Origin of the sequence: Kribbella sp. NPDC051620 (genome assembly GCF_044453825.1) — a bacterium.
Taxonomy (GTDB): domain Bacteria; phylum Actinomycetota; class Actinomycetes; order Propionibacteriales; family Kribbellaceae; genus Kribbella.
Window position 1 is genome coordinate 398,319 of record NZ_JBITDB010000003.1, and the last position, 24,323, is coordinate 422,641.

Below are 24,323 nucleotides of genomic sequence, written 5' to 3' on the forward strand. Positions count from 1 at the left end.
CTCAAGCCACCGAAACGTGCCGCACGAGGGCTTCCCGTTCGGCATCGCTGAGCTCCCGCTTGGCGTGCGTCGAACCGTCCACCGCGACCAGTACCGACGTGGCCCACGCGTAGACGTCCTCGGTCTCCCCCGTCCGGTCGACGATCCGGGAGCCCAGCGTGTACGACGTACGCCCGACCGCCTCGACCCAGACGTCCACGTCGTACGGCGGATGCCGCAGCAGGATCGGGCGCAGGTAGTCGACGGTCTGACTCACCAGTACCACCGGATAGTGCGCGAAGTAGTCGCCCGAAACGCCGACCAACGAGGTCAGGAACAGGATCCGGGCTTCCTGGAAGTAGTCGAAGTACCGGACGTTGTTCACGTGGTCGTAGGAGTCGATGTCGGACCAGCGGACCAGTACGGGATGGCTGAACGTCACGAACCCACCAGCTTCTCCAGCGCCGCCCGCTCCACCGCAGTGATCCGGCGCAACCGGTTGGCGGCGAAATCGAAGGGAACGAGCCGGGTCCGCGCCTCCACGTAGGTCACCCGGTCGCCGGCAGCAACGTCGAGGATCTCGTAGTCGACCATGAACGACGCTGCCTTGATCTCGCTGATCCACAGCTCGATCCGGACCGGCTCGGGCCGGAAGACGAGCGGCCGCCGGTACTCGACCTCGTGCCGGGCGACCAGCAGCCCGGTCTCCAGGTCGTCGGCGCCGAGCTCCTTGGCGGTCCGGAACAGGAAGTCGACGCGCGCGTCCTGGAGGTAGTCGACGTACCGGCCGTTGTTGACGTGGCCCAGCGCGTCCATGTCACCCCAGCGCAGCGGGCAGTGGTAGACGTGCCGGTTGTGATGATCCACACGGCGATCATCGCATCCTGGCCGCACCGGCCATGAGCGAACGTGGGTAATGTCATCCCCGGATACGAACCGATCAGTAGGGAGCAGGCGGTATGAGCGAGCAGCGCGTGGCGATCGTGACCGGGTCGGCCCGGGGAATCGGCGCCGCCGTGGCGCAGCGGCTCGCCGCCGACGGCAACGCCGTCGCAGTACTCGACCTGGACGAGGCGGCCTGCGCCGCCACCGTCGACGCGATCACCGAAGCCGGCGGCAAGGCCGTCGCGATCGGCTGTGACGTGAGCAAGTCCGACCAGGTCGCCGCCGCCGTCGAGCGGGTGGTATCCGAGCTGGGCGCGCCGACGATCCTGGTGAACAACGCCGGTGTACTGCGCGACAACCTGATCTTCAAGATGTCCGAGGACGACTGGGACACCGTCATGTCGGTGCACCTGCGCGGCAGCTTCCTGATGTCCAAGGCCTGCCAGAAGCACATGGTCGACGCGGGGTACGGCCGGATGATCTTCCTGTCCTCCACCTCCGCGCTGGGCAATCGCGGCCAGGCGAACTACGCCTCCGCGAAGGCCGGCCTGCAGGGCCTGGCCAAGACGCTCGCGATCGAGCTGGGCAAGTTCGGCATCACCTCGAACGCGATCGCGCCGGGCTTCATCGAGACCGACATGACGGCGGCCACCGCGGCCCGAGTCGGCGTCGACTTCGAGGAGTTCAAGAAGGCCACCGCCGCCACCATCCCGGTCAACCGGACCGGCAAGCCCGAGGACATCGCCGCCGCCGCATCGTTCTTCGCGAGCGAGGAGGCCGGTTTCGTCTCCGGCCAGGTCCTGTACGTCGCCGGCGGACCCCGCAACTAGGAGTCGAGAGATGCAAACCTTCACCGGCGTCGACGAGGTCGTCCACGCGGTCGGCACCCAGCTCGGCGAGACCGAGTGGCTGGAGATCACCCAGGAGCAGGTGAACCAGTTCGCCGAGGCGACCGGTGACCACCAGTGGATCCATGTCGACGTCGATCGGGCGGCGAAGGGACCGTACGGCGGCACGATCGCGCACGGCTACCTGACGCTCAGCCTGATCGCCCGGTTCGGCGAGGAACTGTTCTCGGTCAAGGGCGTCACGGCCAAACTGAACTACGGCGTCAACAAGGTCCGCTTCCCCAGCCCGGTCCCGGTCGGCCGCCGGGTCCGCGCGAGCGCCTCGATCGCTGGCGCGCAGGAGACTCCGGCCGGCGTACAGGTCTCGCTGCAGTGGGTCATCGAGCTCGAGGACTCCACCAAGCCGGCCTGCGTCGCGGAGACCGTGGTACTGCTGGTCCGTTAAAGAGGGCAGACCAAGACCGAGTGGGTTGCCGCGCGCCGGTAGCCCAACCAGTTGTTGACGGCAAGCATCGGCTCGTTGCCGTCGTAGTTGGCGGTGTACGCGCCGACCACCCCGGCGTCGGCGGCTCGATGCAGCGCCGCGCACTTCACCAGCTTGGCCAGCCCCCGCCCCTGGTGCTCGGGCATCGTCGCCGTCATCTGCGACCAGATCTTGTGATAGCTGCCGGTACCGAGCGTGAAGCCGATGACCTCGTCGTCCTGCAGGGCCGCGACACTCAGGTCGAGCATCATCCCCCGCGCCTGCCAGACATCGTTGAGCCAGTCCTCGTACGGCCGGCTCTCGATCTTCGCGTCGCCCGGTTTGATGCGCTGGGCAACTTCATCGGCCGCATAGACGAGCCGCGGATCCACCTCGACCAACGGCTCCAGCCGAACCCCGGCCGGAACTACGGGAAGCGCCGGCGCCTCTCGCGGATCGATCCCCGCGTAGTGCACCTGCCGCGTCTGCTGGTACCCCCACTGCGACGCCCACTCCCGCGACGCAGGGTCGGCGAACACGCGAACGTTCACCGCCCCCGCCGCCTTCAGATGCGCATGCGTCCACTCCACCAGCCCGGTCCCCGCACCAAGACTCCGGTACTCCGGATGCACCAGCACCCTGAGCTGAGCACTGAGCGGGTTGGACCCCGGGATCACCGCACACGTCCCCCACCCGATCAACTGCTCATCTTCAAACGCAGCGAAGGCGGCCCGAGCCCGCGACCCACTGCCCTCCTCGAGCCCCGCGCGCATCAACTCGGCGGTCGTCACCGACCACGGCTCCACGATCTCGTAGAGCGCCGCGGCAGCCGCGGCATCATCCGGTACAGCTGGCCTGATCTCCATCGGAACTCCTTCAGGGGCGAAGAGTCAACCGGAACATACCCGCGGTCAGGAGCAAACTGGTCTGGACTGCTGCAAAAGTTACCGAACTCAAAGCGTCCTGAGCAGGCTCGTCTGGGTCTCGATCCGGCGATAGCCGAGCCAGTTGTTGATCGCGAGCATCGGGGCGTTCGCGTCGTCGTTCGAGGTGAAGGCGCCGGTGATGCCGGCATCGGCGCAGCGGCGCAGCGCGATGGACTTCACCAGCTTTGCGAGTCCACGACCCCGGTACTGCGGAATGGTCCCCGTCATGTCCGACCAAGCTCGGTCGCCGTCCGCCGCGACCGCCGTGAAGCAGGCGACCTCATCGCCGGCGAGAGCCGCGACGCTCAGTGTCTTGTCCGAGGCCGGTGAATTCCAGATCTCGTCGAGCCACCGGTCGTAGTCCACCGAGTCCATCGGTGAATCGGCCGGCTCGTCGAGGGTGGCGATCGTGTCCGCGACGAAGATCTGCCGTGGCTCCAACGTGTCCAGCGTCGCGATCCGGATCCCGTCCGGCACAGCCGGCTGCTCCGGGAGTACCCGTGGATCGACACCCGAGTAGTGCATCTCGCGCGACGGCTCATACCCAAGCCCGGTGGCAAAGGACAGCCCCGAAGGCGTCGCGAAAGTCCGGATCCGCAAGGCGTCGATCTCGCTCAAGTGACCGTGCAACCGCTCGGCCAACGCTGCACCGATGCCACGACGGCGATGCGACGGATGGACCTGGATCGCCATCTCACTCTGCCCCGGTTCGCTGGTCCAGAGGTTCAGCCCGGCCGTCCCCATCCCGACCAACTGCCCGCCCTCTTCGACGACCAGCCCGAGATGCCGCTCCGCCGGCGACCGCGTGGTGAGCTGGTGCCGGAGGTAGGCCGGCGACATCACGGAGTACGAGTAGACCTCCCGCCGCAACCGCGAAACCGCCTCGGCATCGTCGGCCGTCATCACCCTGATCCGCATCTCCGGACCCTAACCAGAGCCATCAGCGGCCGCCAGCGGATTAGTTGGGACGCGATCGCAACAGCTGTGGGGTGGCTGTGATTCTGTCGTGGGCCGGGTGGGCATTAGGGTTGGCCGGTGCCCGTTATCGCGACCACATCGTTGACCAAGCGATACCCGCGTGTGACGGCCCTGGACGAGCTGACTGTCGAGGTGGGGTCCGGCGTGACCGGACTGGTCGGAGCCAACGGTGCCGGCAAGTCGACCCTGCTGAAAATTCTGCTCGGACTGATCGCCCCGACCGCCGGAAGCGCCATCGTGCTGGGACACGACGTGGTCACCGGCGGCGAGGCGGTCCGTGCTCTCGTCGGCTACATGCCGGAGCACGACTGCCTGCCCCCCGACGTCTCCGCGACCGAGTTCGCGGTGCACCTCGCCCAGATGTCCGGCCTGCCCGCGACCGCCGCGAGAGAACGAGCCGCCGACGTACTGCGGCACGTCGGCCTCGACGAGGCACGCTACCGGCCGATGGGCGGCTACTCCACCGGCATGAAGCAACGCGTGAAGCTGGCCCAGGCCCTGGTGCACGACCCCAAGCTTGTCCTGCTCGACGAGCCGACCAACGGGCTCGACCCGGCCGGCCGCGACGAGATGCTCACGCTGGTACGCCGGATCGGCACCGAGTTCGGCATCCCCGTGCTGATCACGTCGCACCTGCTCGGCGAGCTCGAACACGTCTGCGACCACATCGTCGTACTCGACGGAGGCCGGCTGCTTCGCTCGGAGTCGAAGGCCGCACTGACCGGCGAGACCGGAGTGCTCGCGGTCGAAGTACGCGATCTCAGCGGACGCGACCGACTGGCCGCCGCACTGGAGCGAGCCGGTGGACGGGCGCGGACCGACGGCCCACTGGTGCTCGTCGAGATCAGCGGCGAGGAGACGTACGACCTGGTCCGCGACTCGATCGCCGAGCTCGGCCTCGGACTGGTCCGGGTCGAGCAGCATCGGCACCGCCTGGAAGAGGTCTTCAGTGTCTGACCAGCAACGTGCCGCCGGTGTCATCCACGACATCGGCTACCGGCACTACGACGGTCCACGACTGGGCCGGTTCGCGATCTGGCAGGCGCTGGTCGTGTCGAGCCTGCGGCACGCGTACGGGCTGGGCAGGTCCGGCAAGTCGAAGGTGATGCCGATCCTGCTGCTCGCGGTGATGGTGGTGCCGGTGGCGATCATCGTCGGCATCGAGACCGCGCTGCAGTTCGACAAGCCGCCGGTGACCCAGGTGCAGTACATCTTCTTGCTGCAGGCCGTCATCGCCCTCTATCTGGCCTCACAGGCGCCACAGCTGTTCTCCCGGGATCTCCGGTACCGCTCGATCGTGCTCTACCTCGCCCGGCCGCTGCGGCGGACCGACTACGCGCTGGCCAAGCTGACGGCTCTGATCCTCGCGCTGATGATCCTGACCGGCCTGCCGCTGGTGATCCTGTACGCCGGAGCGCTGCTGGCCAAGTTCGACTTCACGGAAATGACGAAACAGTTCCTCGGCGGACTCGTCGCCGCCCTGCTGCTCTCGATCCTGCTGGCCGCGATCGGCGGACTGATCTCGGCCGCCACCCCGCGCCGCGGTTTCGCGGTAGCGGCGATCATCGCGGTCCTCCTCGTCTCCTTCACGGCCGTCGTGACGACGACCGCGATCCTCAACGAACAGGCCGGCGGGACGACCACGGCGGCCAGATACGCCAACCTGGGCTCGCCTTTCACGCTGATCCAGGTGCTGCAGACCTTCATCCTGCGTGGGCACGGCGAGTTCAGGCCGACGACCACCCAGGGCTTCGTCTTCGTCGGCGTCTACGTCGTCGTGGTGGTGCTGTGCGGCTGGGGCGTCAACTGGCGCTACGCGAAGGTGGCCCGCGGATGAGCGTGATCCAGATCGAGAAGGTCTCCCGCTGGTACGGCAACGTCGTCGCGGTCAACGACGTGACGATGACGATCGGTCCCGGCGTGACCGGGCTGCTCGGGCCGAACGGTGCCGGCAAGTCGACGCTGATCACGATGATGGCCGGCTTCCTGCCGCCGTCGACAGGAGACGTCACGCTGGACGGCGTACCGGTCTGGCGCAACGAGAGCTCCTACCGGCACATCGGGCTGGTGCCCGAGACCGAGGCCGTGTACGACACGTTGACCGGCTCGGCCTTCGTGATCGCGAACGCGGAGCTGCAAGGCCTGCCGAATCCGGGTGCCGCCGGCGCGGCCGCGATCGCGACGGTGGCGATGGAGGATGCTGCCGGGCGGCGCATCTCGACGTACTCGAAGGGCATGAAGCAGCGGATCAAGATGGCCGCGGCGCTCGTCCACGAGCCGTCGGTACTGCTGCTCGACGAGCCGTTCAACGGGATGGACCCGCGGCAACGGCTGCACCTGATGGACCTGCTCCGCAAGATGGGCGCGGACGGCCGTACCGTGCTGTTCAGCTCGCACATCCTCGAGGAGGTGCAGCAGGTCGCGACGCACATCGAGGTCGTCGTGTCCGGGCGGCACGCGGCCTCGGGCGACTACCGCGCGATCCGCACGCTGATGACGGACCGGCCGGTGCTGTACCGGCTGCGCTCGTCGGACGACCGCCGGCTCGCGTCCGCACTGATCGGCGATCCCTGTACGTCCGGCGCCGATCTCGACGGTGGCGCCCTGCAGGTGCAGGTGGTCGACTTCGAACGGTTCAGCCGGATCGTGCCGGCGCTGGCGCGTGACCTCGGCATCCGGCTGCTCGAGGTGGCGCCGACCGACGAGTCCCTCGAGAGCGTCTTCTCCTACCTCGTCGGGAGGCGCTGACTTCATGAACGCGACGATCGCCCGGCTCACGATGGCCACCTTGTTCGGCCACCGGCGTGGGCTGTTGCTCTTCATCCTGCCCGGCGTACTGCTTGCCCTGTGTTTGCTGCTGGCGCTGACGCTGGACGACTCGGCCGACTTCAGCATCAGCCTGCTCCAGCTGTTCGGCCTCGCGGTGATCGTGCCGCTGGTCTCACTGCTCGCGGCGACCGGCGCGCTGTCGTCCGAGATCGACGACGGCTCGATCGTCTACCTGCTGAGCAAGCCGATCAAGCGCTCCACGATCATCCTGACCAAGGCGCTGGTCGCGATCGCGGTGATCTTCGTCCTCGGCGCCGTGCCGATGTTCGTCGCCGGCCTGATCCTGGACGTCCACGACCCCCAGACGGCCGTTGCCTTCGGCATCGGTTCCCTGGTGGCCGGGATCGCCTACACGGCCATCTTCATCGCCCTGTCGGTGATCTCGGGCAACGCCGTCACCATCGGACTGATCTACGCCCTGCTCTGGGAGGGCGTGATGGGCCAGTACGTCGACGGCGCGAAAACCCTCAGCGTCCAACAATGGTCCCTGGCCGTCATCAACAAACTCACCGACCACGCGGACGTCGACTCAGCCGTCAAACTCCCGATCGCCACCATCCTCCTGCTGGCCGTCACCATCATCGGCCTGAGCCTCGCGATCGCCCGCCTCCGCTCCCTCATCCTTTCCACCGCCGAGTAGGTGTTGTAGCCTGCCGGGATGACAGCAGCGTCACCGGCTTTGCTACTGGCAGGGTTGTTCGTCTCCGATGCGCCGCGGCCCGAGTTCGAGCAGGCGTTTCAGCCGTACGCGCCGTTGATCGGCAGCTGGGACCTGGACGTCACCTGGTACGACGACGAGGGACGGCTGACCCGGGAGACCAACGGCGAGTGGCACTTCTCCTGGGCGCTCGACGGCAGCGCGGTGGCCGACGTCTGGATCACCCCGAGCCGGGCCATTCGTACTTCGCCGGACGACGGCGAGTGGGGGCTCAGCATCCGCCTGTACGACCCTGAGCTGGATGCCTTCCGGTCCACCTGGATGGGGCCTCGCAATGCGCTTGTGAAGACCTTCATCGGGCATGCTGGACCGGGAAGCATCACACTCGAGGCGCGGGACTCGGACGCGGCCAAGACGCGGTGGATCTTCACCGACATCACCGCGACGAGCTTCCAGTGGCGCAACGAGGACGAGGACGCCGACGGACGAATCATCGTCCGGCAACGCTTCTCCGGCACCCGCCCAGCCTTACATCTTCAGCCGTAGACCGCGACGGCCGCGTGTGCGAGCCGCAGGAGTTCGTCGCGGAGGTCCAGAGGTTCGAGCACCTCCACCACGTCGCCGAAGCCGAGCAGGACCCCGCACGCGGCTTCGCGGATGCGGAAACGCATCGACAGCCGCGGCCAGCCGTCCTCCTCGGCCGGTACTTGGTGCACGTGCTCACCCCTGGCCAGCATGGGCGCCGAGATCCGTCTGACCTGCTCCGCCCGATCCGGTCGCACCCGGAGCAGTACATACACGCCCCTGGCCGGTAGCGTCCGCTCCAGCCCTGACCGCAGGCGGTCCCATTCCTCTTGCAGGTCGAGGTTTTCCGGCCTTGCGGCGAGTTGGTCCAGTACGTCGACCTGCTCGACCCGCGACACCCTGTACATCCGGGAGGTACCGCGATGGGCTGCCACCAGGTACCAGCGGCCCGCCTGCTCGACAAGGCCCCAGGGGTCGACGGTACGGCGTACTGGCCGGCCCTCGCTGGCTGAGGCGTAGCGGATGGCTACTCGACGGCGGGTGACGACGGCTTGGCGTAGTACCGGCAGTGCGCCGGTGTCCTCGGCATCGGCAAACCACCGGCGCCTGTCGACGACTATGGCATCGGATAGCGCGTCTGCATCGTCCTGCAACTGCAGGGGAAGCGTGGACGACAGCTTGCCCATCGCGGACTGCAGTGCGTCGTGCAAGCCGAGCTCTGCCGACAGCGACGCCCTACCGCTCCAGGCAAACAGTGCCTGCGCCTCCCGCGGGGTCAGCCCACTCACATCAGCCCGGTAGCCAGGCAGCAGCACACATCCGCCGTTGCGGCCGCGCTCCGTGTAAACCGGTACGCCGGCCGCCGACAGCGCCTCCATGTCGCGCATCACCGTGCGCGTCGACACCTCCAGCCGCTCGGACAGCTCCCGCGCACTCAACCGCGGATGCCGCTGCAGCAACAGGATGATCTGCAACAACCGATCAGCTCTCATATAAGACAGAAGATGTCATAGATAGCGCGCGAGAGTAAGGACAGAAGCCAACTACTGGAGGAATCGTGACGGACCCACGCCCGATGCTCGCCCGCGCCCTGGACCAGACCCAGGCGATGATCGACACCATCGGCGCCGACGACCTGGCCCTGCCGACGCCTTGCCCGGAGTACGACGTCGAGACGCTGCTCGGCCACCTGATGACAGTCATCGCCCGGATCGACCTGGCGCTGACCGGCAACAACCCGCTGTCGATCCCGACCGTGACGCCCGGCGTGACGGACTTCGCCGGCACGTGGAAGGAACGCCGCGCTGTCGCCGACGAGACGCTGTCCAACCCCGACGTCCTCACCATGACCTGCACGGTGCCGTGGGGAACCATCCCCGGCGCGGCGGCAATCGCCTCCTACACAAGCGAACTGGCCACCCACGCCTGGGATCTCGCCAAGGCCACCGGTCGCACCGACCTGCTCGACGACGCCATCGCCATCTACTGCCTACCGCTGTCTCAGCAATTCCTACCTGCCGAGCCACGAGGCGGCCACATTCCATTCGGCCCGGTAGTCGACGTCCCCGCGGACGCCTCCCCCTACGACCGCCTGGCGGGCTGGCAGGGCCGCCAGCCCTAGCAGGCAAGGGTGATCACGGGCGGACAAGTACTTTTAGTGCTGTCCGCTCGTGCATCGCGCGGTAACCGTCCGGGATGTCTTCCAGGGTGACCACCTGGTCGAAGACCTTGCCTGGGGCAACTTTTCCGGCGAGTACGTCGGGAAGCAGCCGCTCGATGTAAGCGCGGGCCGGAGCGGCGCCACCGGTAAGGGTGATGTTGGGGACGAAAAAGTCGGCGAAGCCCGCCGGCGCCTCCGCGTACTGCGGAACGCCCACCCGGCTGATCACGCCACCAGCGCGCACAACTCCCAGCGCCTGGTCGTACGCCTCCCGAAACCCGACCGCGTCGATCACCACGTGCGTGCCATCGCCACCAGTCAATTCGCGGACTTTCGCGATCCCCTCGTCACCCCGCTCGGCGACAACCTCGGTCGCACCGAACTCGACCCCGAGCTCCGTGCGCTCCTTGTGCCGCCCCATCAACACAATCCTGGACGCTCCCAACTGCTTGGCGGACAGCACTGCAAGCAGACCGACCGCTCCATCACCGATCACGGTCACCGTCGTCTGCTCGCTGACACCACCCTTCACCGCCGCGTGGTAGCCCGTGCCATAGACATCCGACAGCGTGAGCAGCGACGGCAACAACTCTGAGTCCTCATCAACCGGCACCTTGACCAGCGTGCCGTCCGCGAGCGGTACGCGAACCGCCTCGGCCTGACCGCCGCCAATTCCGTTGCTCCCCCAGAAACCACCGTGCCGGCAGGACGTCTGGAGACCCTCGCGACAGAAGTCGCAGGTCCCGTCCGACCAGGCGAACGGCGTGATGACCACATCACCGCGCCTGACGGTCGCCACCTCGCCACCGATCTCCTCGACGACGCCGATGAACTCGTGCCCCATCGGCTTGCCGCCCGCAGGGACCGGCGCACCGTGGTACGGATGAAGATCGCTCCCGCAAACGCAAGAGCGGATGACCCGTAGTACCGCATCAGTGGGCTGCTGGATGACTGGGTCCGGTACGTCGATCACGCGGACGTCGCCGGCGCCGTACAGGTATGTCGCTCGCATAGCTTCCTCTCAGCTGGTTTGGATGTCCCCAGTGAAGGCGCTCGCATCCCCGGTCGGCAGTGTCTGTCGTTCCAGGTAACGGCAGTACCTCCTTCACGACAGTGCAGCGACGTAGCGTGGACGCCATGGACCACAGAGCCGAGATCCGGGAGTTCCTCAGCTCCCGGCGTGCGCGGATCACCCCTGAGCGCGCCGGGCTGCCCGCGTACGGCGGCAACCGCCGGGTGAAGGGACTGCGCCGGGAGGAGGTCGCCCTGCTCGCCGGCGTGTCCGTGGACTACTACATCCGGCTGGAGCGCGGGAACCTCAGCGGAGCCTCCGAGAGCGTGCTGGAGTCAGTGTCACGAGCGCTGCAACTCGACGAGGCCGAACAGTCCCACCTGTTCGCCCTAGCCCGGGAGAGCACAGCAACCCCGGCCCGGCGCCGCCGCAGTACTACGCAAGCCGTGAAGCCGGCCATCCAGCAGATCCTGGACGCGATCACCGACGCACCGGCCTGGATCCGCAACGACCGTCACGACATGCTGGCCGCCAACCGGATGGCGTCGGCGCTGTACGCCCCGATGCTCGCCGACCCACGCCGCCCAGCGAACACCGCGCGCTTCGTCTACCTCGACCCGGCATCCAAGGACTTCTTCCCCCACTGGGACAGGACAGCCGACGACATCGCCGCCATCCTCCGCTCCCACGCCGGCCGCAACCCGCACGACAAGGCACTCACCGAACTGATCGGCGAACTCTCCACCCGCAGCGAGGACTTCCGCACCCGCTGGGCAACCCACAACGTCCGCTTCCACCGCACCGGCAAGAAACAACTCCACCACCCCGTCGTGGGCCCGCTGGACCTCGACTTCGAAGCAATGGAGTTCCCCTCCTCCCCCGGCCTGACCCTCCTCGTCTACACCGCCGCCCCCAACACCCCCACCGCCGACGCCCTCACCCTGCTGGCCAGCTGGTCAGCCACCGAATCAATCGCCCACAGCAACGAGTAGATCAGCTGAGGTCAGCCGGTGATGCCGCCGTTGAGGGTCAGGCCGCCGTCGATGGTGATGGTCTGGCCGGTGATCCAGGAGGCTTCGTCGGAGAGCAGGAACCAGACCAGGGACGCGACGTCCTCGGGGGTGCCCAGGCGCTTCATCGGGTACGCCGCGGCGACCTTCTCCTCGCGGCCTTCGTAGAGGGCGCCGGCGAATCGGGTCTTCACCACCGCCGGGGCAACCGCGTTGACCCGGATCGCCGGGGCGAGTTCCACCGCCAGCTCTGCCGTCACGCGCGACAGCATCGCCTTCGTGGCGCCGTACCAGCCGATGCCGGGCGACGGCGACAGGCCGGCCACAGACGACAGGTTGACGACCGAGCCGCCGTGGGCCCGCATCCAGGCATCGCTGCAGGCCTTGACCCAGGCGATGGTCGCCAGCACGTTCGTGTCGACCATCTTGGCCGCCACTGCGCTGTCGACGTCCAGCAGCGAGCCGTAGATCGGGTTGATGCCGGTGTTGTTCACCAGCAGATCAACCGACCCGTACGTCGCTACCGCCGCGGCCACCACGCTCGCACGGTGAGCCGGATCGGCGGCGTTGCCCGCGACGGCCATCGCATTGTCGCGACCACCCAGGCCGGCGATCGCCTCGTCCAGGGCATCCTGCTTGCGACCCGTGATGACCACATGCGCGCCATCGGCCACCAGCCGTTTGGCGATCGCCAGCCCGATCCCCCGGGAGGCGCCGGTGACGATCGCCGTCTTGCCCTTGAGGCTCATCAGCTCAGGCGCTCCAGGATCACGGCCATGCCCTGCCCGCCGCCGACGCACATCGTCTCCAGGCCGAACTGCTTGTCCTCGAACTGCAGACCGTTGACCAGCGTGGTCATGATCCGCGCGCCGGTCGAGCCGAACGGGTGGCCGAGCGCGATCGCGCCGCCGTGCACGTTCAGCCGGTCCTCGTCGATGCCGAGCTCACGCGCCGAGCCGATCACCTGGACGGCGAACGCCTCGTTGATCTCGACCAGGTCGATGTCGCCGATGCTCATCCCGGCCCGGGCCAGCGCCTGCTTGGTCGCGTCGACCGGGCCGAGGCCCATGATCTCCGGCGACAGGCCGCTCACGCCGGTGGAGACGATCCGGGCCAGCGGGGTCAGGCCGAGCTCGCGTGCCTTGGTGTCGCTCATGATCACGACGGCCGCGGCGCCGTCGTTCAGCGGGCAGCAGTTGCCGGCGGTGACCGTACCGTCCGGGCGGAACACCGGCTTGAGCTGGCTGACCTTCTCCAGCGTCGTACCGGCCCGCGGACCGTCGTCGGCGCTGACGACCGTACCGTCGGGCAGCGTGACGGGGACGATCTCGCGCTCGAAGAACCCGTTGTTGATCGCCTTCTCGGCCAGGTTCTGCGACCGTACGCCGAATGCGTCCTGGTCCGCCCGGCTGATGCCCTTCAGCGTTGCGACGTTCTCGGCGGTCTGGCCCATCGAGATGTAGACGTCCGGGATCAGCCCGTCCTCGCGTGGGTCGTGCCAGGTCTCGTTGGTCTCCGCGTACTTCTCGGTGCGCTGGACCGCGTCGGCGAAGACCTGGTTGAACGAGCTCGGGTCGCCGACCCCGGCCGACCCGAAGTTCTTGTACCGCGAGACGCACTCGACGCCGGCGCTGACGAAGATGTCGCCCTCACCGGACTTGATCGCGTGAAAGGCCATCCGCGCGGTCTGCGTCGAGGACGCGCAGAACCGGTTGATCGTCGTCGCGGGCGTGTTGTCCCAGCCCAGCTGGACGGCGACCCGGCGGGCCATGTTGCCGCCGTGCTCGTCGTGCGGCTCGGCGCAGCCGAGCATCAGGTCCTCGATCTGGTCCCCGGTCAGGCCGGCCTTGTCGACGGCCGCCTTGATCATCTGGACGGCCAGCTCGTCCGGCCGGATCGAGGTCAGCGACCCCTTGTTGGCCCGGCCGATCGGCGACCGCGCGGTGGAGACGATGACTGCTTCAGGCATACCGATTCCTTTCAGAGGCCCAGATCGCGGCCGATGAGTTCCTTCATGATCTCGTTCGAGCCGGCCCAGATCTTGGTGACGCGGGCGTCCCGCCAGGCCCGGGCGACCCGGTACTCGTTCATGTAGCCGTAGCCGCCGTGCAGCTGGACACAGGCGTCGAGGATCTCGTTCTGTACCTGTGCACTCCACCACTTCGCCTTGGCGGCGTCCACAGCGGAGAGGCGGTCCTGGTCGTGCGCGACGACCGCGTTGTCGACGTAGGCCTGGGTCACCTCGGCCTTGGTGACCAGCTCGGCAATCAGGAACTTGTTGTACTGGAACGAGCCGACCGCCTGACCGAACGCCTTGCGCTGCTTCACGTACTCGATCGTCTCGTCCAGGATCTGAGTCGCGTGCGCGATGTTGCACACGGCGGCGCCGATCCGCTCCTGGGCCAGCCGCTCCATCATGTGGATGAAACCGCGGTCGAGCTGGCCCAGCACGTTCTCGTCAGGGATGAAGAGGTCCTCGAAGAACAGCTCCGACGTGCCGGACTCGGTCTGCCCGACCTTGTCCAGCTTGCGGCCGCGGGCGAAGCCGGTCATGCCCTCCTCGACCACGAAGAGGGTGATGCCCTTCGCGCCCTTCTCGGGGGTGGTCCGGGCGGCGACGATGACGAGGTCGGCCATGTCGCCGTTGGTGATGAAGGTCTTCGACCCGTTCAGCACCCAGCCGCCGTCGGCCTTCTTCGCGGTCGTCTTCAGCGCGGCCAGGTCGGAGCCACCGGACGGCTCGGTCATCCCGATCGCGGCGACGTACTCACCCGAGCAGAACTTCGGCAGCCAGCGCTGCTTCTGTTCCTCGGTGCCGAGGTCCACGAAGTATGGCGCGGCGCAGTCGTAGTGGATGCCGAAACAGCTCGACAGCGAGGCGGAGACCTTGGAGACCTCCTCGGCGAACACCTGGTTGAACCGGTAGTCGCCGACGCTCGAACCGCCGTACTCCTCCGGTACGTCGAGGCCGAGGAAGCCCTGCTTGCCGGCCTCGAGCCAGGCGGCCCGCTCGATCGTCTTCTCCTCGAGGAACTGCTCCATCCGCGGCACCAGCGAGCGGTCGCAGTACTCCTTGGCGCTGGCCCGGAAGGCGTGGTGGTCCTCGTTGAAGATGATCCGTTCCATCGTGGGGCCTCCCGAGACGTAAGACTGATGGCTAAGCGCTTGCTTAGCTTCGCGAACTTAGGGCATGGTGTCAACGTGTCCGCAGTCACCAGCCCCCTCGTCTGGGAGCATGTCCAGCCCGCCGCCGCCCGCCGGCTCCTCACCGGCGCCATCGAAGCCTTCGCCGAGCGCGGCTTCCAGGCCACCACCACGCGCGACATCGCCTCGCGTGCCGGCATGTCCCCCGCGGCGCTCTACGTGCACTACCCCTCGAAGGAACGCCTGCTCTTCGAGATCAGCCTGTACGGTCACCGCGCGGCGCTGGAGATCCTGACCGCGGCCAACACGGCCGACACCCCCGCCGACCGGCTGCGCGCCATGGTCGCCGCCTTCACCGCCTGGCACGCCGAACACCACACGATCGCCCGCGTCGTCCAGTACGAACTGGCAGCCCTCTCCCCCGAACACTTCACCGAGGTGGCCGCCATCCGCCGATCAATTTCCACCCTGATCGAAAAAGTCCTCACCGACGGCGTAAGCGACGGCACCTTCACAGTCCCCGACCTCCCCGGCACCACCCTCGCCGTCCTGTCGCTGTCAATCGACGTAGCCCGCTGGTACGACCCCACCCGCCGAGCCTCCCCAGAAGCCCTGGGCGCAACGTACGCCGACCTCGCACTACGAATGGTCCAGGCATAGCAACGCCCCGCGACCTCAAGGGAGGTGCGGGGCGTTCCGTAGTACAGGTCAGGCCTGGAGTGCAGCCTGGACGTCGAGGTGGATGTCGACCTTGTCGCCGATGAGGAGCTTGCCGCCCTCCAGCGGGACGTTGAAGTCGATGCCCCAGTCCTTGCGGCTGATCGAGGTCGAGCCCTCGAAGCCGATGATGGTCTGGCCGTAGGCGTTCTGCTCCACGCCGAGGAACTCGACCGCGAACTCGATCGGCTTGGTGACGTCCTTGATGGTCAGCTCGCCGGCCAGGATGTAGTCGTCGCCCTCGGGCTTGATGCCGGTGCTGACGAACGTCATCTTCGGGCTGTTCTCGGCGTCGAAGAAGTCACCCGAGCGCAGGTGGCCGTCGCGCTGCTCGCTCCGGGTGTGCACGGAGGCCAGCTCGACCGACACGTTGGCGGTCGACTCCTCGAGCGAGTCCTTGACGACGATCTCGCCACTGAACTCCTTGAACACGCCGCGGACCTTGGTCATCAGGTGCCGGACGGTGAAGCCGATCTCGGTGTGCGCGACGTCGAGCGCATAGGTTCCGGATACCAGGCCGGGAATCGTGGTGGTGGCGGTGCTCATGTGTGAGGTCCTTTCGAAAACCGGGAGAGCTGTAGGGGGCGTCGCCGTCGAGGTTCGTTAAAACTTCAACCAACGACGTCGACAATAGAGATGAACTATTTAAAAGTCAACTACATTCCCGGTACACTGTCGGAGTGACGATGACGACTGGGACCCGGTGGCTGGACTCCGAGCAGCAGGTGGCGTGGCGCGCCTACCTGCTGGGCACTGCACGCCTGATGGCCAAACTCGACGACGATCTCCGACAGTTCGGCCTGGGCATCAACGACTACGAGATTCTGGTCCGGCTCTCCGAGGCGCCCGAGCGCCGCCTCCGGATGGCCGAGCTGGCCGACCGGCTGCACCAGAGCCGATCCCGCCTGACCCACACGGTCGGCCGCCTGGAGGCAGCCGAACTGGTCCGCCGCACCTCGTGCAAGAGCGACAAGCGCGGCGTGTGGGCGGAGCTCACCGACGCCGGCCTCTCGCTCCTGGAGCACGCCGCGCCGTACCACGTGGACGGCGTCCGGGAGAACCTCGTCGACCTGGTCTCCCCCGAGGACTTCGCCGCTCTCGGCCGCGTCTTCGATGCCGTCTCCGAACACATCGGCCAGCGCTGAGCGCTGATCTCGGCTTCCCCACGGGCGCTCGGGTCGTCTTCCAGGGCGACTCGATCACCCACGGCGGCCGCGGCCCCACCGAGGACCCCAATCACATCCTCGGTCACTCGTACCCGTTCCTGATCGCCTCGGCAGCGGCCGCCGCCCTGCCCGAGCGCGACTGGCGATTCGTCAACCGAGGTGTGAGCGGAGACACAGTCGCCGACCTCGCCGCCCGCTGGCACGCGGACGCGATCGACCTGCGCCCGGACGTGCTCAGCATCCTGGTCGGGGTCAACGACGTCGACGCGGTGTTGAGCGGGGAGTCGGGTGACGCCGACGGTTCGGCCTTCGCAGCGGAGTACCGGTTGCTGCTCGACCGCACCCGTACTGCGCTGCCGAACGTGCTGCTGGTCCTGGGCGAGCCCTTCTACCTGCCGACGAGCCCGGCTCCCGAGCTCCGCGCCGACTGGGCCGCTGCCGTTGCTTTGCGAGCCACCATCGTCCGAGACCTGGCGAACACCTTCGACGCGACCTTCGTGCCCAACCAGGCTGCGTTCGACGCCGCCGTACTCCGCGCACCCGCCGAGCACTGGATCTGGGACGGCATCCATCCCACGTACGCCGGCCAGCGGGTCCTCGCCGACGCTTGGATCACCGCGGTCACCTCACCGCGGGCGTGATCTCGAAGGCGGCCTCGTCGCGGTCGGCGCCCCGGTAGGCGAGCATCGAGTCGCGCATCCGGCGCTTCACCGGTGGCAGGTGGTTGACGGCGCGCATCGCAGTACGCATGCCTGCCAACACCACACGCCCGACGACCGGCTTGTGCACGGGGTCGCTCGCACTCATCTGAGCCCGTGACTTCAGGACAGCATCGAAGCCGTACTCGATCATCGCCTTCTCGTACTCGCCGACCGCCGCGATCAGCTCGCTGCGCCCGTCCCTGACCTCGATCAGCTTCTTGCACAGCTGCAGCGCATCGCGAAGCGCCGTGTTCGCCCCGACCCCGCGGCCCGGCGTCATCGTGTGGATCGCGTCACCCAGCAGCGTCACGTTGGTCGTCGGCCAGGGGTCCAGCGGCACCGAGGTCCAGATGTTCACCGGGAAGCAGGTGCCTGGATCGGTGAGCTCGAACAGGCGGCGCAGATTCAGGTGCCAGCCGGGCGTCGCATCCAGCGCGACCTTGATCAACTCCTCGCCCCGCAGATCCATCACGTTCGCCGGCAGCTTGTCCGCGGTCGCCGACAAACCCCAGTTCATGTAGTCGCGGGTGTTGTCGAACTGCAGCCCGGGCCATTGCCGGATCAGCTGCTCGGTGTTGCCGCCGATGCCGTCCTTGACCTTGCCGTCGCGGTCCCACTGGAACTCCATCACGTGCAGGATGCAGGCGAATCCCCGCGGCGCCTGGACGATCGTGATGCCCTCGAACACCTTCGGGGACACGAGTTTCGCGCTCTCCTCGGTGATCGGCAGCTTGCCTGCGATGGCGACGATCCCGGTCTCCTCGGTCTTCGCCTGCGGCAGGTACTGCCGGCGTACCCGGGAACCCGAACCGTCCGCAGCCACCAGCAGATCGCCGGTCTCCTGGGACCCGTCGGCGAAGTACGCCGTCACGCTGTCGTCCCGCTGCTCGAACCGAACGAACTCCTTGCCGAACTCGACCACGTCGTCCAGCCCGGTCAGCAGCACCTGCCGCATCGTCATCCGGCTGATCGACTTCTCACTCTCGACCGGGTCGGCCGCCGGCGGGATCTCCATCGAGAGCACCTCCTTGAGGTCCTCGGTGATCATGTTGAAGTACTTCGGGTCGCGGGCCTTCGTCGCGACGAACGTGTCGTACAGGTCCTTGGGCAGCAATGCGCTGAGCGCCCGGCTGCCGTCGGGATCGATGCCGACCCGGTAGCCGTGCAGTCCGTCGGTCCGCAGTACGTCCCGCTCGAACACGCGCACCTCGATACCGGCCCGCTTCAACCCGTGGGCGAGCGCCAGGCCGCCGGTCCCGCCACCGATCACCAACACCTTCATCGGTCACTCCTCCACTACGATTGTCTCGGATCTACAAGTATCTCGGCATTCCGAGTATCTTGGAGATCCGAGATAAACGCAAGCCCGTCGTCGGTGGAGGTCTGTGATGAGTACCCGGGAAGAGCTGGCCGCCGAACTGCAGGAGCGGATGATCCACTTCATCGCGGACGTGATCCTCTTCAACCACGCCGTCTCGGCCAAGGTCGGCCTGGGCGGCAGCGACTCCCAGTTCATGACCCTGCTGCAGTCGCACGGCCCGCTGACCCCGCGGCAACTGTCCGAACACACAGGCCTCACCTCAGGCACCGTCACCGGCGTCATCGACCGCCTGGAATCCATCGGCCTGATCACCCGCGAGCCCGACCCCAACGACCGCCGCAAAGTCCTGGTCACCCCGTCCTTCGAGGCGATCCAGGAAAAACTGGCCCCTCTGTACGCCGAACAGGGCCGCCGCATGCAGTCCGTCCTCGCCACCCGCTCCGACGATGAGCTGCGAGTGATCTCCACCTTCCTGGCCGATGCGATCGACAACGCCCAGCCCGGCGCAGACGCCTGATCCACCCGGCAACAACGCCCGCCGGCCGCCTCCGCGTAGTACGCGTCACCGCCCCGCCCGGACGCAGTTGAGCCCCGCCAGGGGATTCCTGGCGGGGCTCGGGTGCTTGGTGGCTAGCTCAGTCGCGGGTGAGCTTGCGGTAGGTGACGCGGTGCGGGCGGGCCGCTTCGGCGCCGAGACGCTCGATCTTGTTCGCCTCGTAGGCCGCGAAGTTGCCCTCGAACCAGAACCACTTCGACGGGTCCTGGTCGGTACCTTCCCAGGCCAGGATGTGGGTCGCGACGCGGTCGAGGAACCACCGGTCGTGGGAGATCACCACGGCACAGCCCGGGAACTCGAGCAGCGCGTCCTCGAGTGACTGCAGCGTCTCGACGTCCAGGTCGTTGGTCGGTTCGTCGAGCAGCAGCAGGTTGCCGCCCATCTTCAGCGTCAGCGCGAGGTTCAGCCGGTTCCGCTCACCGCCGGACAGTACGCCGGTCGGTTTCTGCTGGTCCGGGCCCTTGAACCCGAACGACGCGACGTACGCGCGGCTCGGCATCTCGAAGTTCGCGACCTTGATGTAGTCGAGCTCGTCGGAGACCATCTGCCAGACCGTCTTCTTCGGATCCAGGCCGCCGCGGGACTGGTCGACGTACGAGATCCGGACCGTCTCACCGAGCTTCAGGGTGCCGTTGTCGGGCGTCTCCTCGCCGACGATCATCCGGAACAGCGTCGACTTGCCGACACCGTTCGGGCCGACGACACCGACGATGCCGGCCCGCGGCAGCGAGAAGCTCAGCCCGTTGATCAGGACGCGGTCGCCGAACCCCTTGGTCAGCTTGTCGGCCTCCAGCACCGTGCTGCCCAGTCGGGGGCCCGCCGGGATGTTGATCTCGTCGATGTCGCGCGGCTTGGAGCGCTCCGCCTCGGCCGCGAGCTCCTCGTACCGGGCGAGCCGGGACTTGCTCTTGGTCTGCCGGGCCTTCGCGTTCGACCGGACCCACTCGAGCTCGCGCTCCAGGATCTTCGCCCGCTTCGCGTCCTTCTGCCCCTCGACGACCAGCCGCTGCTGCTTGGTCTCCAGGTACTTCGAGTAGTTGCCCTCGTACCCGTAGGTCTTGCCGCGGTCGAGCTCCAGGATCCACTCGGCCACGTTGTCCAGGAAGTACCGGTCGTGGGTGATCGCCAGGACGGCGCCCGCGTACTTCTGCAGGTGCTGCTCGAGCCACAGCACCGACTCGGCGTCCAGGTGGTTGGTGGGCTCGTCGAGCAGCAGCAGGTCGGGTGCCTGCAGCAGCAGCTTGCACAACGCGACCCGGCGGCGTTCACCACCGGACAGGTTGTCGACCAGTGCATCCGGCGGTGGACAGCGCAGCGCGTCCATCGCCTGCTCGAGCTGCGCGTCGACGTCCCATGCGTTGCGGTGGTCGAGCTCGGTCTGCAGGTCGCCCATCTCGGTGAGCAGGGTGTCGTAGTCGGCGTCCGGATCGGCCAGCTCGGCGGAGATCTCGTTGAAGCGGTCGAGCTTCTTCTTGGTGTCGCCGACCCCCTCCTCGACGTTCTCCAGCACCGTCTTGCCCTCGGTCAACGGCGGCTCCTGCAACAGGATCCCCACCGTCGCGCCCTCGGCCAGCCGCCCCTCACCGTTGTTGGGCTGGTCCAGCCCCGCCATGATCTTGAACAACGAGGACTTGCCGGTACCGTTCGGCCCGACCACGCCGATCTTCGCGCCGGTCAGAAAGTTCAGGGTGACGTCGTCGAGAACGACCTTGTCCCCATGCGCCTTCCGGACATTGCGAAGGGTGTAGATGAATTCCGCCATACCCCAGAGCCTATGTCCCCACCCCCCACCCGCCCCAATCCGGCACCACCCACCGCACCCCCACCCGAGTAACCCCTCCACCAACCCACCCCAAGCCCAACCCACACCCCAACCCCAAGACCCCACGCCCACAAAGCCCCACCGCAGCCCCGACCCCAAGCGCGTGGCGGCTGCCGATGGCTGGCCGCGGGTGCAGGCGGCTAGCCACGGGTGCACTCCGCTGGCCGCGGGTACGGGAGGCAGGTGCAGGTGGCTAGCCGCGGGTGCACGCCGCTCGCCACGTGTGCAGGAGGCAGGTGCAGGCGGCTAGCCACGAGTGCACGCGGCCGGTCGCGGGTGCGGGTGGCAGGTGCAGGTGGCTAGCCGCGGCTGCACGCCGCTCGCCACGTGTGCAGGAGGCAGGTGCAGGTGGCTAGCCACGGGTGCAGGTGGCTGGCCGCGGGTTCAGGCGACTAGCCACGGGTGCATGCCGCTGGCCGCGGGTGCGGGTGGCAGGCGCAGGTGGCTAACCACGGGTGCAGGCCGCCGGCCGCGGGTACGGAAGGCGGGTGCAGGTGGCTGGCCGCGGGTTCAGGCGACTAGCCACGGGTGCATGCCGCTGGCTGCGGGTGCGGGTGGCAGGCGCAGGTGGCTAGCCACGGGTGCAGGCGGCCGGCCGCGGGTACGGGTGGCAGGCGCAGGTGGCTAGCCACGGGTGCAGGCGGCCGGCCGCGGGTACGGGAGGCGGGTGCAGGTGGCTTGCCACGGGTGCATGTGGCTGGCCGCGGGTGGCTGGTTCGGGTGGGTGGGGGTTGGCGTCGCCGAAATGCTTGCTGTCGTCGGGCGAGGAGCCCTGTCGGTCGTGCTCCGCAGGATGTGGGGTTGTCGGCAGGTGGGGGTGCTCGGATTACGCAGGGGTGGTGCCTAGGTATTTGGTGGGGAGGGGGTGTTCGGATGGGTGGGTGGGGCCGGGGGTGATTTTGTAGGCGGTGGCTTGGGGGCGGGATGAGACGACGGTGGTCAGGTTGCCGTTGGTGAAGTGGAGGGCTGCGCCGTCCTCGGCTGCGTAGCCGGCGGGGAAGTCGTTTTGGACCAGGTCGAGGTAGGTGCCGCGGCGGAGGGCCTCGCCGTCGTAGTGGGGGCAGGCGCTGCCGGGGAGCAGGCCGAGGCCGTCGGGTAGTGGGGCCAGACTGTTGGTGTCGAACGAGTCGGTGACCGAGGCTTCGAACCAGCAGTTCATGCCGGCGCTGATCCCGGCCAGGATCACGCCTTCTCGGTAGGCCTTCGCGAGTGCAGTGTCGAGGCCGTGTACGCGCCAGACCGCGAGAAGGTTGGCGGTGTTTCCGCCGCCGACGTAGATGATGTCCTGCTCCAGGACGAACTCGTCGAGGTCAGCGACGGTGCGGTTGAAGAGCGAGAGCACCGTCGCCTCGGCGCGCTCCGGACCGAAGGCGGCGAGAAACTTTTCGCTGTAGCCCTCGGAGTCGCCGCTGGCCGTCGGCACGAAGCAGACCCGTGGTGTGCGGCCGGCCGGAGCCAGCGAGAGCAGGTAGTCATCGAGCAACGGGTTGTCCGGCTCCATCGAGAAGCCGCCACCGCCCATCGCCAGGATCTGCGAATCAACCATCGAGATTCCCTTCAGGTTCTGGGGTGATGACGAACGATCGTCCCGCCGAGCGCACCGTCGCCAGATCATGCCCGCGGACAGATGAACAGGTGACCGGCTACACCCAACCCGCTCCGACAGGTCGCGGCCACCCCTTTTCGTTTGGCTGGCAGTCATTTCGGGTGTCAGGTCACGGGCATGCGAGCGGACACACAGGTTCGAGTGCCAGACGCTAGGCGGCTTGGGACTCGGAGTTCTGGTCGGGTGTGGCCGGGTCGAGTGGGGTCGTGTCGAGTCGGGATGGGAGGTCCCGGTCGAGGGGTGGGAGTTCCTGGAGTTGAGGGCGCGGTGGGGTTTTGGTGAAGGTAGCCGTGCCTCGGGAGAGATCATGGCCGACGCCGAAGGCTTCGAGGATCAGTTGGGATCTGGGCGTGCCCTCCTCGTCCCGCCACTCGTTGGTACGGAAGCGGCCGGTCACCACGACCGGATGGCCGCGCTCCATCGACTGCTTGACGTTCGTCGCGAGCGCGCGCCAGCACTCGACGGTGAACCAGTTCGTCGGGCGGTCGATCCAGCCGCCGGAGGCTCGGTCGAACTGGCGGGGCGTGGTCGCCAGCCGGAACGACACCACCGGCACCCCCTCGGACACCTCCCGGTACCGGAGGTCGCTGCCGATCCACCCCTGCACTGCCACGTAGGTCTCGCTGATGCTCATGTCCTCTGCCTTCCTCGGGTCGCATCTGTGCTGTCACCAGAGAAGGTGCCAGCCTCCGGCCCGATTCCGGATACGACTTTCCAGCCTGGGGAAAACTCTATTTCAGGCTTGACTTATATAAGCGCAGCCCGGCACTCTGGTGCGACCACGGACAAGCAGGGCAACAGAGCAAGCAGCACGACCGACCGAGAGGGCAGACCAGTGATCGACATCCTCGAGCACATCACCGCGATCCAGCGCCAGGTCCAGCAGACCGGCGAAGAGGTCCGCGTGGTGCTCCGGCGTACCTACCAGGCAGAGGTCGAGGAGGTCTGGGACGCGTTGACCGACCCTGACCGGATCCGCCGCTGGCTGATGCCGATCACCGGTGAGCTGAAGGTCGGCGGCAGCTTCCAGCTGGAGGGCAACGCGGGCGGCGAGATCCTCGAATGCGAACCACCGCAGCGTTTCAAGGTCAACTTCGGCGGACCGGCCAGCCTGGTCGAGATCAGTCTGAACGCCGGCCAGGACGGCGAGTCGACCGAGCTCAAGATGGACCACTCGGTGCCGGCTGACTTCGGCGGCGCCAGCGGGGCGCTCTACGTGGGCCCAGGCTGGGATGGCGCCCTGCTCGGACTCGCCCTGTACGTCGAGGGCAAGCTGGAGGAGCACCACGACCCACAGGAGATGGCCAACTCCCCCGAGGTCATCGAGTTCAACAAGGCGTCGATCCACGCCTGGACCAAGGCGCTCCGCGAGTCCGGCCTGGTCTCCGAGGACGAACTACGCGCCGCGGTCGAGGCCTCGGTCAACCAGTTCGCCCCGGGATCTGCCCTGGACGATTTCATCTGACCCGTACTACGGGATGCGGATCAACACCAGAGCGCTGACACGCACGGGGTGG

The 24,323-nt window shown here is 67.5% G+C and carries 28 protein-coding genes; 14 read left to right on the forward strand and 14 right to left on the reverse strand.

Annotated elements, in window-relative coordinates; all coding sequences use genetic code 11:
• Window position 1: 1 nt before the first annotated feature.
• Both ACIA12_RS14910 and ACIA12_RS14915 read right to left on the reverse strand, forming a co-directional pair.
• Window positions 2-421, reverse strand: coding sequence for an acyl-CoA thioesterase (locus ACIA12_RS14910; RefSeq protein ID WP_396367517.1), 420 nt, complete (start codon window positions 419-421; stop codon window positions 2-4).
• Window positions 418-846 carry an acyl-CoA thioesterase gene (locus ACIA12_RS14915; protein WP_396367518.1) on the reverse strand — a complete coding sequence of 143 codons (429 nt, stop codon included), beginning with the start codon at window positions 844-846 and terminating at the stop codon, window positions 418-420. Before ACIA12_RS14915 ends, ACIA12_RS14910 begins: the two co-directional genes overlap by 4 nt.
• A 92-nt stretch (window positions 847-938) precedes the next feature.
• On the opposite strand from ACIA12_RS14915, the gene fabG reads away from it, so the two are divergent.
• Window positions 939-1,694, forward strand: a complete 756-nt coding sequence (fabG, locus tag ACIA12_RS14920; RefSeq protein ID WP_396367519.1) for a 3-oxoacyl-ACP reductase FabG — start codon at window positions 939-941, stop codon at window positions 1,692-1,694.
• 10 nt (window positions 1,695-1,704) lie between these two features.
• A complete protein-coding gene (locus ACIA12_RS14925; protein ID WP_396367520.1) occupies window positions 1,705-2,157 on the forward strand; it encodes a MaoC family dehydratase in 453 nt (150 codons plus the stop codon).
• Here the strand turns inward: ACIA12_RS14925 and ACIA12_RS14930 are convergent.
• Both ACIA12_RS14930 and ACIA12_RS14935 read right to left on the reverse strand, forming a co-directional pair.
• Window positions 2,154-3,041 (reverse strand): GNAT family N-acetyltransferase, encoded by an 888-nt coding sequence (locus ACIA12_RS14930; RefSeq protein ID WP_396367521.1) that lies wholly within the window; start codon window positions 3,039-3,041, stop codon window positions 2,154-2,156. The two genes, ACIA12_RS14925 and ACIA12_RS14930, sit on opposite strands and share 4 nt — an antisense overlap.
• An 87-nt stretch (window positions 3,042-3,128) precedes the next feature.
• A complete protein-coding gene (locus ACIA12_RS14935; protein ID WP_396367522.1) occupies window positions 3,129-4,019 on the reverse strand; it encodes a GNAT family N-acetyltransferase in 891 nt (296 codons plus the stop codon).
• Window positions 4,020-4,136: 117 nt separating this feature from the next.
• Between ACIA12_RS14935 and ACIA12_RS14940 the strand changes: the two genes are divergently transcribed.
• The 5 genes from ACIA12_RS14940 to ACIA12_RS14960 are packed head-to-tail and all read left to right on the forward strand — an operon-like array spanning window position 4,137 to window position 8,112.
• Complete coding sequence (locus tag ACIA12_RS14940; RefSeq protein ID WP_396367523.1) at window positions 4,137-5,036, forward strand: ABC transporter ATP-binding protein; 900 nt, start codon at window positions 4,137-4,139, stop codon at window positions 5,034-5,036.
• Window positions 5,029-5,916 carry an ABC transporter permease subunit gene (locus ACIA12_RS14945; protein ID WP_396367524.1) on the forward strand — a complete coding sequence of 296 codons (888 nt, stop codon included), beginning with the start codon at window positions 5,029-5,031 and terminating at the stop codon, window positions 5,914-5,916. Before ACIA12_RS14940 ends, ACIA12_RS14945 begins: the two co-directional genes overlap by 8 nt.
• Window positions 5,913-6,827 carry an ABC transporter ATP-binding protein gene (locus tag ACIA12_RS14950; protein WP_396367525.1) on the forward strand — a complete coding sequence of 305 codons (915 nt, stop codon included), beginning with the start codon at window positions 5,913-5,915 and terminating at the stop codon, window positions 6,825-6,827. The genes ACIA12_RS14945 and ACIA12_RS14950 overlap by 4 nt, the downstream gene beginning before the upstream one ends.
• 4 nt (window positions 6,828-6,831) lie before the next feature.
• Entirely contained in the window at window positions 6,832-7,548 is a 717-nt protein-coding gene (locus ACIA12_RS14955) for an ABC transporter permease (protein WP_396367526.1), read from the forward strand.
• An 18-nt stretch (window positions 7,549-7,566) separates the two neighbouring features.
• Complete coding sequence (locus tag ACIA12_RS14960; protein ID WP_396367527.1) at window positions 7,567-8,112, forward strand: hypothetical protein; 546 nt, start codon at window positions 7,567-7,569, stop codon at window positions 8,110-8,112.
• Here ACIA12_RS14960 and ACIA12_RS14965 read toward each other — a convergent pair.
• Entirely contained in the window at window positions 8,103-9,083 is a 981-nt protein-coding gene (locus tag ACIA12_RS14965) for a helix-turn-helix transcriptional regulator (RefSeq protein ID WP_396367528.1), read from the reverse strand. The genes ACIA12_RS14960 and ACIA12_RS14965 overlap by 10 nt on opposite strands.
• A 65-nt stretch (window positions 9,084-9,148) precedes the next feature.
• On the opposite strand from ACIA12_RS14965, the gene ACIA12_RS14970 reads away from it, so the two are divergent.
• The gene (locus ACIA12_RS14970; RefSeq protein WP_396367529.1) at window positions 9,149-9,712 is read left to right on the forward strand and encodes a TIGR03086 family metal-binding protein; all 564 of its coding nucleotides are present in this window, start codon (window positions 9,149-9,151) and stop codon (window positions 9,710-9,712) included.
• Between the two features lie 13 nt (window positions 9,713-9,725).
• Here the strand turns inward: ACIA12_RS14970 and ACIA12_RS14975 are convergent, their stop codons facing one another.
• The gene (locus ACIA12_RS14975; protein WP_396367530.1) at window positions 9,726-10,763 is read right to left on the reverse strand and encodes a zinc-binding dehydrogenase; all 1,038 of its coding nucleotides are present in this window, start codon (window positions 10,761-10,763) and stop codon (window positions 9,726-9,728) included.
• 125 nt (window positions 10,764-10,888) lie between these two features.
• Between ACIA12_RS14975 and ACIA12_RS14980 the strand changes: the two genes are divergently transcribed.
• Window positions 10,889-11,755: a helix-turn-helix domain-containing protein gene (locus ACIA12_RS14980; protein WP_396367531.1), complete on the forward strand. Its 867-nt coding sequence runs from the start codon at window positions 10,889-10,891 to the stop codon at window positions 11,753-11,755.
• Between the two features lie 11 nt (window positions 11,756-11,766).
• Here the strand turns inward: ACIA12_RS14980 and ACIA12_RS14985 are convergent, their stop codons facing one another.
• Genes ACIA12_RS14985 through ACIA12_RS14995 form a run of 3 tightly spaced genes read right to left on the reverse strand, consistent with a single transcriptional unit; the run spans window position 11,767 to window position 14,899 of the window.
• A complete protein-coding gene (locus ACIA12_RS14985) occupies window positions 11,767-12,522 on the reverse strand; it encodes an SDR family oxidoreductase (protein ID WP_396367532.1) in 756 nt (251 codons plus the stop codon).
• Window positions 12,522-13,742 (reverse strand): acetyl-CoA C-acetyltransferase, encoded by a 1,221-nt coding sequence (locus ACIA12_RS14990; RefSeq protein ID WP_396367533.1) that lies wholly within the window; start codon window positions 13,740-13,742, stop codon window positions 12,522-12,524. The genes ACIA12_RS14985 and ACIA12_RS14990 overlap by 1 nt, the downstream gene beginning before the upstream one ends.
• Before the next feature lie 11 nt (window positions 13,743-13,753).
• A complete protein-coding gene (locus tag ACIA12_RS14995) occupies window positions 13,754-14,899 on the reverse strand; it encodes an acyl-CoA dehydrogenase family protein (RefSeq protein ID WP_396367534.1) in 1,146 nt (381 codons plus the stop codon).
• Window positions 14,900-14,974: 75 nt separating this feature from the next.
• Between ACIA12_RS14995 and ACIA12_RS15000 the strand changes: the two genes are divergently transcribed.
• The gene (locus ACIA12_RS15000) at window positions 14,975-15,577 is read left to right on the forward strand and encodes a TetR/AcrR family transcriptional regulator (RefSeq protein ID WP_396367535.1); all 603 of its coding nucleotides are present in this window, start codon (window positions 14,975-14,977) and stop codon (window positions 15,575-15,577) included.
• A gap of 48 nt (window positions 15,578-15,625) precedes the next feature.
• Here the strand turns inward: ACIA12_RS15000 and ACIA12_RS15005 are convergent, their stop codons facing one another.
• Window positions 15,626-16,180: a YceI family protein gene (locus ACIA12_RS15005; RefSeq protein ID WP_396367536.1), complete on the reverse strand. Its 555-nt coding sequence runs from the start codon at window positions 16,178-16,180 to the stop codon at window positions 15,626-15,628.
• A 140-nt stretch (window positions 16,181-16,320) separates the two neighbouring features.
• Between ACIA12_RS15005 and ACIA12_RS15010 the strand changes: the two genes are divergently transcribed.
• Together ACIA12_RS15010 and ACIA12_RS15015 are read left to right on the forward strand one after the other, a co-directional pair.
• A complete protein-coding gene (locus tag ACIA12_RS15010; protein WP_396368289.1) occupies window positions 16,321-16,779 on the forward strand; it encodes a MarR family winged helix-turn-helix transcriptional regulator in 459 nt (152 codons plus the stop codon).
• A complete protein-coding gene (locus tag ACIA12_RS15015; protein ID WP_396368290.1) occupies window positions 16,776-17,441 on the forward strand; it encodes an SGNH/GDSL hydrolase family protein in 666 nt (221 codons plus the stop codon). Before ACIA12_RS15010 ends, ACIA12_RS15015 begins: the two co-directional genes overlap by 4 nt.
• On the opposite strand, the gene ACIA12_RS15020 is transcribed toward ACIA12_RS15015, so the two are convergent.
• Window positions 17,422-18,783: an FAD-dependent oxidoreductase gene (locus tag ACIA12_RS15020; RefSeq protein WP_396367537.1), complete on the reverse strand. Its 1,362-nt coding sequence runs from the start codon at window positions 18,781-18,783 to the stop codon at window positions 17,422-17,424. The genes ACIA12_RS15015 and ACIA12_RS15020 overlap by 20 nt on opposite strands.
• A 106-nt stretch (window positions 18,784-18,889) precedes the next feature.
• Here ACIA12_RS15020 and ACIA12_RS15025 point away from each other — a divergent pair, with 106 nt between their 5' ends.
• Window positions 18,890-19,339, forward strand: a complete 450-nt coding sequence (locus ACIA12_RS15025) for a MarR family winged helix-turn-helix transcriptional regulator (RefSeq protein ID WP_396367538.1) — start codon at window positions 18,890-18,892, stop codon at window positions 19,337-19,339.
• A 118-nt stretch (window positions 19,340-19,457) separates the two neighbouring features.
• On the opposite strand, the gene ettA is transcribed toward ACIA12_RS15025, so the two are convergent.
• From ettA to ACIA12_RS15040, 3 genes are all read right to left on the reverse strand, one after another.
• The gene (ettA, locus tag ACIA12_RS15030) at window positions 19,458-21,140 is read right to left on the reverse strand and encodes an energy-dependent translational throttle protein EttA (protein WP_396367539.1); all 1,683 of its coding nucleotides are present in this window, start codon (window positions 21,138-21,140) and stop codon (window positions 19,458-19,460) included.
• 886 nt (window positions 21,141-22,026) lie between these two features.
• Window positions 22,027-22,746 carry a Type 1 glutamine amidotransferase-like domain-containing protein gene (locus tag ACIA12_RS15035; protein WP_396367540.1) on the reverse strand — a complete coding sequence of 240 codons (720 nt, stop codon included), beginning with the start codon at window positions 22,744-22,746 and terminating at the stop codon, window positions 22,027-22,029.
• Window positions 22,747-22,957: 211 nt separating this feature from the next.
• The gene (locus tag ACIA12_RS15040; protein WP_396367541.1) at window positions 22,958-23,440 is read right to left on the reverse strand and encodes a single-stranded DNA-binding protein; all 483 of its coding nucleotides are present in this window, start codon (window positions 23,438-23,440) and stop codon (window positions 22,958-22,960) included.
• A 201-nt stretch (window positions 23,441-23,641) separates the two neighbouring features.
• Between ACIA12_RS15040 and ACIA12_RS15045 the strand changes: the two genes are divergently transcribed.
• Entirely contained in the window at window positions 23,642-24,271 is a 630-nt protein-coding gene (locus tag ACIA12_RS15045) for an SRPBCC family protein (RefSeq protein WP_396367542.1), read from the forward strand.
• Window positions 24,272-24,323 lie beyond the last annotated feature (52 nt).